Source organism: Clostridium sp. AF29-8BH (genome assembly GCF_003478145.1).
GTDB lineage: Bacteria > Bacillota > Clostridia > Lachnospirales > Lachnospiraceae > Otoolea > Otoolea fessa.
Window position 1 is genome coordinate 18455 of sequence record NZ_QUEL01000029.1, and the last position, 15625, is coordinate 34079.

The window sequence follows — 15625 nt, forward strand, 5'->3', positions numbered from 1 at the left end:
GGATTGACAAATAACAAAGAATGCGGTATATGTTAATGTATCACGAAACGATGTGACAGAAACACAGAAAACACCTGTCACAGACTCACAATAAGGAGAACAATCTATGGTAGAGAATACGAACGGAGGCGGAAAGCAGCCGCCCAGAAAATCATTTCTATATTATTATGGACTGGTAATGCTGGTTGTCATGCTGTTAAACATTTTCCTCTTCCCATCCATGATGGATCGGACGCAGGAAGTGCGGTTTGACCAGTTCAGTGAACAGCTGAAAGAGAATAATGTCGATGAGGTGTATGTGACGACGAACAATGAGATCGTCTATACGCTGAAAAATGACGATAAAAACAAGACCTGGAATGTCACCTACAAGACTGGGGAGATTCCGGGGGTAAACCTGTATGAGCTGCTTGATGGAAAAGATGTAAAATACAGTGCGGAGATTAATACACAGGCTTCTCCGCTTCTCAATTTCCTGCTGACCTGGATTCTGCCGCTGATTCTTTTTATCGGAATCGGACAGCTGATGGGGCGTTCGCTGATGAAGAAGATGGGCGGCGCCGGAAATGCGATGACATTCGGCAAGTCCAATGCAAAGATTTATGCGGAATCCGAGACCGGCATCACCTTTGCGGATGTGGCCGGTGAGGAAGAGGCCAAGGATGCACTGAAAGAGATCGTTGATTTCCTTCACAAGCCGGAAAAATATTCGGAGATCGGTGCGGTGCTTCCGAAGGGCGCCCTGTTAGTCGGACCTCCAGGAACCGGTAAAACGATGCTGGCGAAGGCCGTTGCCGGGGAAGCACACGTTCCGTTCTTCTCGATCTCCGGTTCGGAATTTGTTGAGATGTTTGTCGGCATGGGTGCGGCGAAGGTGCGTGATTTATTTAAACAGGCCAATGAAAAAGCGCCGTGTATCGTATTTATCGACGAGATCGATACGATTGGTAAGAAGCGTGACGGCGCCGGCATGGGCGGCAATGACGAGCGCGAGCAGACGCTGAACCAGCTTCTGACTGAGATGGATGGTTTTGACGGCAAGAAGGGTGTTGTCATTCTGGCGGCGACCAACCGTCCGGAATCCCTCGATCCGGCGCTGCTTCGTCCGGGACGTTTTGACCGCCGGATTCCGGTAGAGCTGCCGGATCTGAAAGGCCGTGAGGCAATTCTGAAAGTCCATGGCAAAAAGGTTAAAGTGGATGAGAGTGTGGATTACAATGAGATCGCCCGTGCCACCAACGGTGCGAGCGGCGCGGAGCTGGCAAATATTGTCAATGAGGCGGCGCTGCGGGCAGTCCGGATGGGACGAAAGACCGTGTCCCAGCAGGATCTGGAAGAGAGTGTCGAGACGGTTATTGCCGGATATCAGAAGAAGGATGCCGGTGTTTCCGGGGATGAGAAGAAGATTGTCTCCTACCATGAGATCGGTCATGCGCTGGTAGCGGCGCTGCAGACGCACTCGGCTCCGGTCCACAAGATCACGATTGTGCCGCGAACCTCCGGGGCACTTGGATATACGATGCAGGTGGAGGCGGATCAGCGCTTCCTGATGAGCAGGGAAGAGGCGTTCAACAAGATCGTGACACTGACCGGCGGTCGTGCGGCGGAGGAGCTGATCTTCCATTCTATCACGACAGGGGCTTCGAATGATATCGAACAGGCAACCAAGATCGCCCGTGCGATGGTGACGCGTTACGGCATGAGTGACCATTTCGGCATGGTAGCGCTCGAGACGGTCAACAACGCCTACTTAGGCGGCGATACTTCCCTGGCTTGTTCGGCAGAGACGGCGGCGAGGGTCGATGAGGAAGTGATTGCGCTGGTAAAGAGCGCGTATGAGAAAGCGAAAGCTATTCTTTCCGGGCATGAGGATAAGCTTCATGAGCTGGCAGACTATCTTCTGGATAAGGAGACGATCACCGGTGAGGAGTTTATGAAGATTCTGGAAGAGAAGAAAGAGGATGGCGAGGCAGAGGCTAAAACAGAGCCGTGTATTATAAGGTGGACGGTTACGTGTTTGCCGAAGTTATAAGAGAAATCAGTTACAGTGAGCAGAGCAGGTATCAGGCATTTTGAAAGGAAATGTCTGGTGCCTGTTTTTGTGTTGTCTGCGTCGAAAAAAGATGCTGGCAGCTGATTTCTCCGATGTTCCCTTCCTGCATATCGGGGGATTACAGGAGGGAAACAGAAATAAGTAAAACTTATGAAAAGAGATTAATAAATATCACAGTAAAAATCAGGCAAATTCCTTGAAAAGCGTCTGTAAATATGCAATAATATTTCCTGTATCGATCCAAATTTTCGGGAATGCGGTTTTATTTTCGGATTTCAGGTTCTGCGAGGGAATTCTGACAAACGATGAGAAAGGGAGAGAACCGCATTCGCAGGCATTCTTAGGAGGAAATGTTATGAGAAAAGTAGTAAGCGTGTTACTGAGCGCTGCCATGGCGCTGTCCCTGTGTGCAGGCTGTTCTTCTTCGTCTTCTGATACAGCAGATACGAAGGCAGCGGAGGAAAAGGGAGCTGACGCGGCAGACACAGAAGCAGGCGAGGCAGCAGAGGGCGTGATGCCGGCAGTTGCTAAAGAGGATCTGAAGGTCGGAGTGATTCATATTGGAAATCCGGCGGATGGTTCCGGTTACAGCTATACGCATGATCAGGGTATCGTAGCGATGCAGAAAGCCGTTGGTCTGGAGGATGATCAGATTATCCGCAAGAACAACGTAGCAGACGATGATCAGACTGCCATCGAGACAGCAATGCGCGAGTGTGTCGAGGAAGGATGCCAGATTATCTTCGCGACAAGCTGGGGCTACATGGATGCATGCGAGGCACTGGCAGAAGAATATCCGGACGTTATCTTCTCCCATGCAACCGGCTACAAATCCAACGGTGTGAACTTTAACAATTATTTTGGACGGATTTATCAGTCCCGTTACCTCACTGGTATCGCGGCTGGTTTAAAGACAGAGAGCAATAAGATCGGTTATGTCGGCGCCTGGGGCAAGGACAATGCCGAGGTTACCGGCGGATGTGACGCATTTGCAATGGGTGTATATTCTGTAAACCCGGATGCAACCGTTTACATCAAGACCACCAACAGCTGGTACGATCCGGAAGGTGAGAAACAGGCAGCCGTAGCCCTGATCAACGAGGGCTGTGATGTCATCGGACAGCACTGCGATACACCGAACCCGCAGCTGGCAGCTGAGGAAGCTGGCGTATTTGGTGTTGGTTACAACTCTGATATGAGCAAGGATGCTCCGAAGGCAGTTCTGACCTCCACCGTTTGGAACTGGGGCGCTTACTATACCAAAGCTGTACAGGATCTGATTGATGGTACATGGACAGGCGAGAACTACTTCGGCGGTCTGGAGGAAGGTCTGGTAGACATTTCCCCGTTATCTGACCTGTGCGTAGATGGTACGCAGGAGGAGATCGATGAGGCACGTGCGAAGATCGAGTCTGGCGACTGGGATGTATTTGACGGCGTGATCGAGTGCAACGACGGAACCACTGTTGGCACCGAGGGCGAGCATATGTCCGATGCAGATATCACAGGCAATATCCACTGGTATTTCAAGAACATCGTAGAGAAATAATCACGGAATTGTATACCTGGAAGCGATGCTGAAACAGGTTCGGAAACGCTTCCGGGTGTTGCAGATTCCAAGAGTATATAACAGATAAAAGGAGGCAGCTTCAAATGGATCCACTTTCATTTGCGGCACCTCTTTTTTCTTTTTTAGGAAATTGATTAAAAAATTGGTTAAATATTCATTTGAGGTGACGATATGACAGAACAGTATGCCATTGAGTGTAGGCAGATTACGAAAGCATTCGGAAGCGTCGTGGCGAACGATAAGATTGATCTGACCGTCCGGTACGGCGAGATTATGGCACTTTTGGGAGAAAATGGTTCCGGTAAGACAACGCTCATGAACATGCTTTCCGGTATCTACCACCCAGATGCCGGTTCGATTCTGGTTGGAGGAAAAGAAGTCTCCATAAATTCGCCGGTAGATTCGAGAAATTTAGGAATAGGTATGATTCATCAGCATTTCAAACTGGTGGATGTGTTCAGTGCGATGGATAATATCGTGCTGGGAACCAAGGGAAAACGGCTGGGAAGAAAGGCGTTGCGGGAAAAAATTGAAGCGCTTGGACAGTCATTTGGACTTGAAATTGAACCGGAGAAAAAGGTCTACGACATGTCGGTCAGCGAGAAGCAGACGGTCGAGATCCTGAAGGTATTATATAGAGGCGCCCAGATCCTGATTCTGGACGAGCCGACGGCAGTCCTGACGCCGCAGGAGACGGAGCGGCTGTTTAAAATCCTGCGCCGGATGCGGGAACAGGGCTGTGCGATTATTATTATTACCCATAAATTAAATGAGGTCCTTTCTATCAGTGACCGTGTCACGATTCTGCGAAAAGGAAAGAGCATCGAGACGGTGGAAACTGCCGGATGTGATGAGAAGAAACTTACGGAGCTTATGGTTGGACGACCAATCAGCTTGAATATCGAGCGCCCGGAGATGGAGAAGAGAGAGACTATTTTGAAGATTGTCGATCTGACCGTCGATAAGAGTGACGGCGGCGTGGCGCTGGATGATATTTCTTTTGAGATTAAAACAGGCGAGATTCTGGGCGTTGCCGGTGTTGCCGGAAGCGGCCAGAAAGAACTCTGCGAGACGCTGACCGGGTTGATGGACGCGAAAAAGGGCGCTATTTTGTACCGTAAGGAAAATATCATCGGTAAGACTCCGGCGGAGATCATCCGCCTCGGAATCAGTATGAGTTTCGTGCCGGAGGATCGTCTCGGCATGGGACTGGTTGCTTCAATGGGTATGGTTGATAATATGCTGCTCAAGTCCTATTCGGAAGGGAAAGGATTGTTTGTAGACCGGAAACCGGCGAGGGAGATGGCAGAACGCCTGATCGGAGAACTGGGAATCGTGACGCCGGGCGTTGATACGCCGGTGCGTATGATGTCGGGGGGCAATGTCCAGAAGGTACTTTTGGGACGTGAGATTGAGTCGAGCCCGCAGGTGCTGATCACGGCTTACCCGGTGCGAGGGCTTGATATTAATTCTTCATATCTGATTTACGATCTCCTGAACCAGCAGAAGAAAAAGGGCGTGGCGGTTGTCTATATCGGCGAGGATCTGGATGTGCTTCTGGAGCTTTCAGACCGGATTATGGTACTCTGCCATGGAAAGATCACGGGTATCGTGGATGCGAAGAAGCTCACAAAAGAACAGCTGGGACTGATGATGACCGGTACCGAGGCGGGCGAGCTGGGGCTGGATAAGAGTATGGCATCCGAAAAGAAGGAGGAACAGGCATGAAAGAACCGTGGATCCGCGTTGTAAAAAAGGCGGAACTTGGAAAAAGAGAAACATTGATCCTCCGTCTGGAGGCGATCGTGCTGGCTCTGGTGGCAGGCGGATTCTTTATCCTGCTGATTGGGCAGAATCCATTTGTCATTTATCAGACGATTGTAACCGGAGCGCTGCGAAGCGAGATGGCGATACAGGCGACGGTCAAAATCATGATTCCACTTTTGATTGCGTCGCTGGGCGTGACGCTGGCATTTAAAATGAAATTCTGGAACATCGGAGCTGAGGGACAGATCATTATGGGCGGTATTTTTGCCTCGTATTTTGCCCTGTTCCATGCGAACTGGAATCACTGGCTGCTGGTGATCGTGATGTTTTTGGCAGGCGCGATCGGCGGAGGTCTGTGGGGACTCATTCCGGCGTGGTTTAAGACCCGGTATGATACGAACGAGACGCTGTTTACGCTGATGTTAAACTATATCGCGCTGAATGTCATCGTATTTTTGAGAGAGGGCGCATGGCGTGACCCAGGTTCCCAGGGATATGCGAAGATTGCCCGTTTCAATAAGAATGCGGCGCTCGATAAGGTGTTCGGCATCCAGTTCGGCTGGGTGATTGCGCTGATTCTTGTGGCAGTGATAGCGGTTTACTTAAATCGTTCCAAGCAGGGATATGAGATCAGCGTCGTGGGAGAGAGCCAGGAGACAGCACGCTATGCCGGCATGAATGTAAAAAAAGTGGTTCTGCGGACGATGTTTCTGTCCGGCGCTGTCTGCGGCATCGGCGGCATGGTGCAGGCGACCGGTTCGGATGTCACGCTGACGACGGCAGTTGCCGGAGGTGTCGGATTTACGGCGATCATCGTGGCATGGCTGGCACAGTTGAATCCGCCGGTGATTCTGCTGGTTACCTTTTTGTTCAGCGTGCTGGAAAAAGGAAGCAGCGTAGTTCAGTCTTCATTCGGATTGTCCTCGGACTGCGCGGATGTGCTGCAGGGAATCATCCTGTTCTTCATTCTGGGATGTGAACTGTTTATACGGTATCAATTTGTATTTCGCGGAAAAGGAGGTACACGCGCATGAGCAGCGAGATCGTAATTAAATTTCTGGTGGCGGCTGTATTGGCGGGTACGCCTTTCCTGTTTGGCACGGTTGGCGAAATTTTGAGTGAGAAGGTCGGACACCTGAATCTGGGCGTCGAGGGCATGATGTCGATTGGCGCGTGCGCCGGATTCATGGTCGGCTATCAGACGGATAACTTTGTTGCGGCGCTGTTAGCTGCGGCGGTGGCTGGAATGCTGTCGGCATTGATTTACGGTGTTTTGACTGTCACATTTATGGCAAATCAAAACGTAACGGGATTGACCCTGACGATTTTCGGTGTCGGATTATCCAATTTTATCGGCGTCTTTATGCTGGAAAAATCAGAGAACGGCACCCTGAAACTTCCGGATGCAGTGACGGCACAGATGCGTAACATCCACATCCCGGGACTCAGTGATCTGCCGGTGGTCGGAGAATTATTATTTTCCTATAACCCGTTCGTTTATCTTGGAATCATCATCGCGATTGTGGCGAGTTTCTACTTATATAAAACACAGGTTGGCTTAAATGTGCAGGCGATCGGAGAAAATCCGGGCGCAGCAGATGCGGCAGGTATCGAAGTTACAAAGTGGAGATACATTAATATCCTGCTATCCGGTGCGATCTGCGGTATCGGCGGCGCGTATTGTTCGATGATCATCAACGGCGGCGTGTGGCTGCGCGACAGCGTCGGCGGTCTTGGCTGGATTTCCGTTGCCCTCGTTATCTTCGCGGCGTGGAAGCCGATCAATGTTATTTACGGTTCCTTTATTTTCGGGGCGCTGCGCGTGCTGAAATACTATGTGCCGAAAAACACGTATGCGATTCCAACGGCATTTTTCGATGCCCTTCCGTTCATTATCACCGCATTGGTGCTGGTGATCGCGTCGATGCGTAAGAATAAAGGGGCACATATCCCGGCGCATCTGGGCGAGAATTATTTCCGGGAGGAACGGTAGGAAAATGAAGGGGAACTTATAGGATTTGTGGGAGGGCTGCAAAAAGTAGTCACATGAAATAATAAGGGAAGCCCTTGATAGGTGATGTCAGATGGCGGCTTGAGATGATAGGACGACATCAGAAATGATATAGAAATAATAGAAAAGACGGTTGTTTGTCAAAGATTTTAAAGGGATAGAACAGAAAGATCGGACGAAAACCGTCTTTTTCTGTTTGAAATGGAAGGAAAGGTTATAAAACGATGTGGCAGGTTCGGAAATTCAGAAGATAAAAGGAAGAATTTGAAAAATGAATTTTGGACATAGAAAGGCTGATGGGAGGAAAATCTATGATTGCATCGAAACAGATTGCAGAAAATTATGTGGAGACGGGCAGAAAAAAGGCGGAACTTCCGGTGTCTCATATGCTGATACTCGGCTTTTTCGCCGGAATGTTCATCGCGCTGGCAGGCGCGGGGGCTTCGGTTGCCTCGGCAGCAATGACAAATGCCTCGGCATCGCGGATTGCTTCGGCACTCGTATTCCCGGCAGGATTGGCGCTGGTGGTCTGCACCGGGGCGGAACTTTTCACTGGGAACTGCCTGATGACGATCTCGGCGCTGCAGAAACGGATTTCCGTGGGCGGGCTGTTTAAAAATCTTCTGTTTGTCTATCTGGGAAATCTGATTGGCGCGATCTTTGTGGCGGTTTTATTTGTCTACGGGCATATTCCAAGCCTGTACGGCGGCGATCTGGCGCAGGTTCTTCTGAATACAGCCGTTTCCAAGGTGACCCTGACTCTGCCGGAGGTGCTGTGCCGTGCGATCCTCTGTAATGTGCTGGTTTGTATTGCAGTCTGGGCGGCGATGAGCTCCGAGCAGGTATCTGGCAAAATTCTGGCGCTTTATCCGCCGGTGGCGATTTTCATTCTCTGCGGCTTCGAGCATTGCATCGCCAATATGTTTTACATCCCGGCGGGGCTGATGATCATGGGCGAGTACGGTCTGGCAGCGGAAGGGCTGACGATCGGAACCTTTATTCTCAATAATCTGATTCCGGCTACGATCGGAAATATGATCGGCGGGATGCTGGTGATTGGAGGCGGGTACTGGCTGGTGTATCTTCGGGGAACGAAAAATCGTGAAATAAAATGAATGCGTGAAAAAATGAAATAGGGCGAAAGGGTATTTTTGTCTGGTCTCCATGTTAGGTTTGGAGTCGGGCGGAGGTGCCCTTTTTGTATTAGAATTGATGAAAAGTTTGACTTCTATTCCCAAGGAATATCTATGTTTAGCTGATTCAATTTTATCAAACAGAACAAATGTTTGCAAAGACTTTTGGAATGTGTTATACTAAGCATAATTACAGGGAAGACTGTGACTATAATGACTATAAAATAAGTCAGCAGCGACATGATAAAACAGAGCAGAGTCAATGATAATTGAGGTACAGATATGGCGAAGCAATATATAAAGATACGAGGTGCCAATGAGCACAATCTGAAAAACATTTCCATTGATATTCCGAGAAATGAGCTGGTTGTCCTGACCGGACTTTCTGGTTCGGGTAAATCATCTCTGGCATTTGACACGATCTATGCCGAAGGGCAGCGGCGGTATATGGAGTCCCTGTCGTCCTATGCGCGTCAGTTCTTAGGTCAGATGGAAAAGCCGGATGTCGAGAGCATCGAGGGCTTGTCTCCGGCGATCTCTATCGACCAGAAATCGACGAACCGGAATCCGCGTTCGACGGTCGGCACAGTGACGGAGATCTATGATTATATGCGTCTTTTGTACGCACGGATCGGTATTCCGCATTGCCCGAAGTGCGGTCGTGAGATCCGCCGCCAGACGGTCGATCAGATGGTTGACCAGATCATGGCGCTGCCGGAGCGCACAAAGATCCAGCTTCTTGCCCCGGTCGTACGCGGGCGGAAAGGACGCCACGAGAAAGTGCTGGAGCAGGCAAAGAAGAGCGGCTATGTCCGTGTGCGGGTGGACGGCAGCTTATACGAGCTTTCCGAGGAGATCACGCTGGATAAAAATATCAAGCACAATATTGAGATTGTGGTCGATCGCCTGGTGGTCAAGCCGGGGATTGAGAAACGCCTTTCGGATTCGATTGAAACGGTCATGGGTCTCTCCAATGGTCTGATGCTGACCGATACGGCGGTGCGGGATGAAAACGGCGAAGAAAAGCACGATACCCTGACGTTCAGCCAAAATTTTTCCTGCCCGGACTGCGGTATCAGCGTGGATGAGGTCGAGCCGCGCAGCTTCTCTTTCAACAACCCATTTGGTGCGTGCCCGGACTGCTTCGGTCTGGGATATAAGATGGAGTTTGACGAGGATCTGATGATTCCAGACAAGAGCCTGAGCATCAATCAGGGTGCGATCACGGCGATGGGATGGCAGTCCTGCACGGACAAAACGAGCTTTTCCGGCGCGATCTTAAATGCATTGGCAAAAGAATACGATTTCAGTCTGGATACCCCGTTTGAAGATTATCCGAAGGAGATCCATGATATTTTAATTTACGGAACCGGCGGCAAGGTTGTGAAGGTGTATTACCGTGGACAGCGTGGCGAGGGAATTTATGATATTGCCTTTGAGGGGTTGATTCAGAGCATGAACCGCAAATACCGTGAGACGTTCTCTGATTCAATGAAGGCGGAATATGAGACATTTATGCGGATCACGCCGTGTCCAGCCTGCAAGGGGCAGCGATTAAAGAAGGAATCTCTGGCAGTCACGGTTGGTGGGAAAAATATTTTCGAGGCGACCGATATGTCGATCGTCAAATTCCGCGAATTTATCGATGCGCTGGAGCTGACGCCGATGCAGCAGGCGATTGGTGCACCGATTTTGAAAGAAATTCGGGCGAGAATCAGCTTTCTTATCAATGTCGGTCTGGAATATCTTTCCCTGTCGCGTGCGACTGGCACGCTGTCCGGAGGCGAGGCGCAGCGAATCCGCCTGGCAACCCAGATCGGATCCGGTCTGGTCGGTGTGGCATATATTCTGGACGAGCCGAGTATCGGACTTCACCAGCGGGACAACGACAAGCTTCTGGATACCCTAAAACACCTGCGGGATCTGGGAAATTCAGTTCTGGTGGTTGAGCACGATGAAGACACGATGCGCGCGGCAGACTGTATCGTGGACATCGGTCCGGGCGCGGGCGAACACGGCGGCGAGGTCGTGGCGATCGGCACAGCGGAAGAGATCATGAAAAATGAAAAATCGATTACCGGTGCATATTTGAGCGGGCGTATTCAGATTCCGGTGCCGTCCGAGCGGCGGAAACCGACGGGATGGCTTACTGTCAGAGGAGCGGCAGAAAATAATCTGAAAAATATCGATGTTAAATTTCCGCTGGGCGTGATGACCTGCGTGACGGGCGTTTCTGGTTCGGGAAAGAGCTCACTTGTCAATGAGATTCTTTATAAAGCGCTGGCAAAGAAGCTGAACCGCGCACACACGATTCCGGGAAAACATAAGTCCATTGAGGGCGTCGAGCAGCTTGACAAGATCATCGCGATCGATCAGTCTCCGATCGGACGGACACCGCGTTCCAATCCGGCAACCTATACGGGGGCATTTGATCTGATCCGTGATCTGTTTGCGGCATCTACGGATGCCAAGGCAAAAGGCTACAATAAAGGACGTTTCAGCTTCAATAAAAAAGGCGGGCGCTGTGAGGCGTGCTCCGGCGACGGCATCATCAAGATCGAGATGCATTTCCTGCCGGATATCTATGTGCCGTGTGAGGTCTGCGGCGGCAAGCGCTATAACCGGGAAACGCTGGAGGTCAAATATAAAGGGAAAAGCATCTATGATGTCCTCAATATGACGGTCGAGGAGGCAATGAAATTCTTCGAAAATGTGCCGTCCATACACCGGAAGATTGCGACACTCTACGATGTAGGACTTTCCTATATCCGCCTGGGACAGCCGTCCACCGAGCTGTCCGGCGGTGAGGCACAGCGAATCAAGCTGGCGACGGAGCTGAGCAAGCGTGGAACTGGCAAGACGATCTATATTCTGGACGAACCGACTACGGGACTTCATTTTGCCGATGTACACCGTCTGATTGAGATATTAAGACGTTTGTCGGATGGTGGAAATACCGTGGTTGTCATTGAGCATAACCTGGATGTCATCAAAACTGCTGACTACCTGATCGACATCGGACCGGAAGGCGGCGAGGGCGGCGGAACCGTGATTGCGAAAGGAACACCGGAAGAGGTGGCAGCGACGCCGGGATCGTATACGGGGAAGTATGTGAAGAAATATTTAAATGTTTAGGACAATAAGCGGGAATCCTCGGCAATTCAATTACCGAGATGAAAGCGCAGGGTGTGCATATCTGCACAATGCAAATAGTATAATAATTCTCATCCTTTGCTCTCAGTTGAGAAGCCCCACCTCTTTAGGTGGCGAGTAATAACAAATTTGTCTTGGTGGGAGTTAGGTCTCCGATTGAGATAAACGCTCCGCGAGGATGCGCAGTGATTCTGCATAGAATATGCATTTTTACTTGAGGATAGGAATTTTCTGCACTGAAAATTCCGTACGATATCATACTGGTAGCGGATTTTGCCGATGCTTCGCTGACCAGAATCACGAGCCAAGTCTCACGGATGTTCGACTTGAATTGAATCGAAAAGTATTTTTCTGGAAAAAGTACCTGAAAATACCGTAAAAATGGCTTGTCTTTAATTGCCGGGTATTTTATAATAAAAGTTACAGGAATTGACAGGAAGAGAACGTGGTATAGCTGCTGAACAGATTGCGACCGGTTATTTTTCGATTGGCGGCGATGGGGCTGGAACGGAGTGATTACCTGCGGCAGCAGTATGACTGTTACAGTTCACATGTTGTGCAAGCGTGTGACCATAAATCCTGGAAGTTGATTCGAAGCTACAAGTTGATGAAGTACGGATCGCAGCATAAAATTATAGGAGGAATACTCGTGGAGAAAGAGATGATCATTGTACTGGACTTTGGCGGACAGTACAATCAGTTGATTGCCAGAAGAGTAAGAGAGTGTAACGTATATTGTGAGGTTCATCCTTACACCCTGCCGCTGGAAAAAATCAAAGAGATGAACCCGAAGGGTATCATTTTCACCGGCGGACCGAACAGTGTATACAAGGAGGAATCTCCGAGATGTTCAAAGGAAATCTTTGATCTGGGAATCCCGGTACTGGGTATCTGCTATGGCGCACAGCTGATGTCCTACCTGTTAGGCGGCGAGGTTGCCACAGCACCGGTCAGCGAATACGGAAAGACTGAGGTAGAGGTAGACACAACATCTAAGCTGTATGAGGGTGTATCCCCGAAGACCATATGCTGGATGAGCCATACCGACTATATTTCCAAGATGCCGGAAGGTTTCCGTGTGACAGCCCATACTCCGGTCTGCCCGATTGCAGGTATGGAAAATGAAGAAAAAGGCTGGTACGGCATCCAGGCACATCCGGAGGTACTTCATACACAGGAAGGCTCCAAGATGCTGCATAACTTCGTATACAGTGTCTGCCATTGTGCAGGTGACTGGAAGATGGATGCGTTCGTAGAGAAATCCATCGAAGAAATCCGTAAAAAAGTAGGAAATGGTCGTGCCCTTCTGGCTCTGTCCGGCGGTGTAGACTCTTCCGTAGCAGGCGTCCTGATGGCGAAAGCGATCGGCGACCAGCTGACCTGCGTATTCGTCGATCACGGTCTGCTTCGTAAAAACGAGGGTGACGAGGTAGAGGCAGTATTTGGTCCGAACGGTCCGTACAAGCTGAACTTCATCCGTGTCAATGCACAGCAGCGTTTCTACGACAAGCTGGCAGGTGTAACCGATCCGGAGCGCAAGCGTAAGATCATCGGCGAAGAGTTCATCCGCGTATTTGAGGAGGAAGCAAAGAAGATTGGCAAAGTAGATTACTTCGTACAGGGTACGATTTACCCGGATGTGATTGAGTCCGGTCTTGGAAAATCCGCTGTTATCAAGTCCCACCACAACGTAGGCGGACTTCCGGAACACGTAGATTTCAAGGAGATCATCGAGCCGCTGCGTATGCTGTTTAAAGATGAGGTCCGCCGCGCCGGTCTGGAGCTTGGTATTCCGGAAAATCTGGTATACCGTCAGCCGTTCCCGGGTCCGGGACTTGGCGTTCGTATCATCGGTGAGGTAACCGCAGAGAAGGTACGCATCGTACAGGATGCAGACGCTATCTACCGCGAGGAGATCGCAAAAGCAGGTATCGATCGCACACTCGGTCAGTACTTCGCAGCCCTGACCAATATGCGTTCCGTAGGCTGCATGGGCGATGTCAGAACCTATGACTATGCCATCGCACTTCGTGCCGTCCTCACATCCGACTTCATGACCGCAGAATCAGCAGAGCTTCCGTGGGAAGTACTCGGAAAAGTCACAAGCCGAATTGTCAATGAGGTAAAAGGTGTAAACCGCGTACTGTATGATTGCACGGGGAAACCGCCGGCTACGATTGAGTTTGAGTGATGATATGAACTTGAAAAAGACTTTATTTATGCGGAATGCAAGCAAATTTGTTTAAGCACTGGCAACGATTTGGCAACATTTCGGGTATCACTCACTAAATAACAGAATACTTCAATAACAGAAAAACCTTGCTGATTTTCAGAAATGAAGCTGAAAGTCGGCAAGGTTTTTTGTGTATTTCGAGACAAAAATAACACGCTCTATTGGGATTCAGTGTCCTTTTTCAAGGCTTCTGTGAGATAGTCGCTTAACTCCTTTGAGGGGACTACTTTATGCCAGTGATTCGAGGTATCTAATTCAGGATATTTATACCGCCACTGGTCGTATTCCTCTTTGGTTATCTCTCCCTGTTCCAGACGGGCAGCTTGTTCCTGCCATGCGTGGAACATATCAAACATGGAGGAATAGGTGGAGCCGGTGGACTTGTCCAGTCGCAGACACACTTCTCCGTCAATCTTTCCGATTTTCAGCCCGTACATATCTTCCAACGCAAAGAGCGTGTGCATAAGCCCGATATAGCTGTCAATCTCCGGGACTGTGATTGCTCGCGGGCTGACATCAAAGATATGTGCCATTTCTTTTACAAGGTCTTGCTTCGGCGTTCTGGCTTCTGATTCATACTGCGCCATACGGACATCAGAGGTCTTTCCGAGAAAACCGAGGATTTCGCCTAATTGCTTCTGCGTCATGCCTTTCCGATTGCGGAAAAAGCGGATTCGTTTGCCGATTGCCATAATAAAACCTCCGTTGTAGTTATAGTGATACAACCATTCTTGACTTAAACATTTCTGTTGAAGTTAGTATAACATGGTGCAATAGGAATAGCAAGAGGAACTTAAATAAAAAGAGTTAAGATTTTTCTGCAAACCACTTGACTTAACGGAATTTATTTAGTATTATGGATATAACTTAAACAAAAATAGTTAAATTGAGAAAGGGGAGGATAACCGAATGGTAGAAAAATCATTTATGACTGTGGAGGAAGTGGCAGCGGAATTGCGGGTGTCAAAGTCAAAAGCCTACCAGATTGTGCGGGAACTGAACGCAGAATTACAAAAACAGGGTTATTTGACGGTGGCTGGTCGTGTGAACGCTACATTTTTTCATAAAAAGGTCTGTTACAGCGATTAAGAGGAAAGGAGATGATTTGAATGGCTGTATACAAAGACAATGCTACGGGAACGTGGCGGGTAATCTATCGTTTCACAAACTGGAAAGGGGAGCGGAAGCAGACCCAGAAACGGGGATTTGCTACGAAGCGGGAAGCACAGGCGTGGGAGCATGAAGCCATGCTGAAACAGGGTGCAAAGCTGGATATGACGTTTGCCAGTTTCTTTGAGGTTTACGAAGCCGACAAGAAACAGCGTGTCAAGGAAAGCACATGGGAATCCAAAAGCCATGTAATCCGCACAAAGATTTTACCGTATTTCGGGAATCGGAAGATAGCGGAGATTGAAGCAAAAGACATTATCGCATGGCAGAATGAACTCATGGCGTACCGGGACGAGAAAGGGAAGCCCTATTCGGCGGATTATCTGAAAACCATACACGCCCAGCTTACAGCGATTTTCAACCATGCTGTGAACTTCTATAACCTGCCCTACAATCCGGCAAGGCGGGCTGGCACAATGGGAAATGAGGTTCCGAAAGAAATGGACTTCTGGACGAAAGAGGAATATCTGAAATTCTCCGAAGCCATGATGGATAAGCCCCGTTCCTATTATGCCTTTGAAATGCTTTACTGGTG

The 15625-nt window shown here is 49.5% G+C and carries 11 protein-coding genes; 10 read left to right on the forward strand and 1 reads right to left on the reverse strand.

Annotation, left to right across the window (positions count from 1 at the left end; translation table 11 throughout):
- Window positions 1-106 precede the first annotated feature (106 nt).
- The 8 genes from ftsH to guaA all read left to right on the forward strand — a co-directional run bounded on the left by ftsH (window position 107) and on the right by guaA (window position 13878).
- The gene (gene ftsH / locus DWZ16_RS13670) at window positions 107-2032 is read left to right on the forward strand and encodes an ATP-dependent zinc metalloprotease FtsH (RefSeq protein ID WP_118523044.1); all 1926 of its coding nucleotides are present in this window, start codon (window positions 107-109) and stop codon (window positions 2030-2032) included.
- Window positions 2033-2408: 376 nt separating this feature from the next.
- A complete protein-coding gene (locus DWZ16_RS13675; RefSeq protein ID WP_118523045.1) occupies window positions 2409-3602 on the forward strand; it encodes a BMP family ABC transporter substrate-binding protein in 1194 nt (397 codons plus the stop codon).
- Between the two features lie 192 nt (window positions 3603-3794).
- On the forward strand, window positions 3795-5351 hold the full coding sequence (locus DWZ16_RS13680; RefSeq protein WP_107000563.1) for an ABC transporter ATP-binding protein: 1557 nt from the start codon (window positions 3795-3797) through the stop codon (window positions 5349-5351).
- A complete protein-coding gene (locus tag DWZ16_RS13685) occupies window positions 5348-6424 on the forward strand; it encodes an ABC transporter permease (RefSeq protein ID WP_118523046.1) in 1077 nt (358 codons plus the stop codon). The genes DWZ16_RS13680 and DWZ16_RS13685 overlap by 4 nt, the downstream gene beginning before the upstream one ends.
- The gene (locus tag DWZ16_RS13690) at window positions 6421-7383 is read left to right on the forward strand and encodes an ABC transporter permease (RefSeq protein ID WP_118293913.1); all 963 of its coding nucleotides are present in this window, start codon (window positions 6421-6423) and stop codon (window positions 7381-7383) included. The genes DWZ16_RS13685 and DWZ16_RS13690 overlap by 4 nt, the downstream gene beginning before the upstream one ends.
- A gap of 329 nt (window positions 7384-7712) precedes the next feature.
- Entirely contained in the window at window positions 7713-8516 is an 804-nt protein-coding gene (locus DWZ16_RS13695; protein WP_182427373.1) for a formate/nitrite transporter family protein, read from the forward strand.
- 300 nt (window positions 8517-8816) lie between these two features.
- Window positions 8817-11669 carry an excinuclease ABC subunit UvrA gene (gene uvrA, locus DWZ16_RS13700; RefSeq protein WP_118481917.1) on the forward strand — a complete coding sequence of 951 codons (2853 nt, stop codon included), beginning with the start codon at window positions 8817-8819 and terminating at the stop codon, window positions 11667-11669.
- A 667-nt stretch (window positions 11670-12336) separates the two neighbouring features.
- Window positions 12337-13878: a glutamine-hydrolyzing GMP synthase gene (gene guaA, locus DWZ16_RS13705; RefSeq protein ID WP_117796206.1), complete on the forward strand. Its 1542-nt coding sequence runs from the start codon at window positions 12337-12339 to the stop codon at window positions 13876-13878.
- Between the two features lie 200 nt (window positions 13879-14078).
- Here the strand turns inward: guaA and DWZ16_RS13710 are convergent, their stop codons facing one another.
- Complete coding sequence (locus DWZ16_RS13710) at window positions 14079-14612, reverse strand: helix-turn-helix domain-containing protein (protein WP_117524481.1); 534 nt, start codon at window positions 14610-14612, stop codon at window positions 14079-14081.
- A 217-nt stretch (window positions 14613-14829) separates the two neighbouring features.
- On the opposite strand from DWZ16_RS13710, the gene DWZ16_RS13715 reads away from it, so the two are divergent.
- Together DWZ16_RS13715 and DWZ16_RS13720 are read left to right on the forward strand one after the other, a co-directional pair.
- Window positions 14830-15009, forward strand: a complete 180-nt coding sequence (locus tag DWZ16_RS13715; protein ID WP_008374033.1) for a DNA-binding protein — start codon at window positions 14830-14832, stop codon at window positions 15007-15009.
- A 20-nt stretch (window positions 15010-15029) separates the two neighbouring features.
- A partial coding sequence (locus DWZ16_RS13720; protein WP_182427374.1) for an Arm DNA-binding domain-containing protein occupies window positions 15030-15625 on the forward strand: 596 nt, incomplete at its 3' end.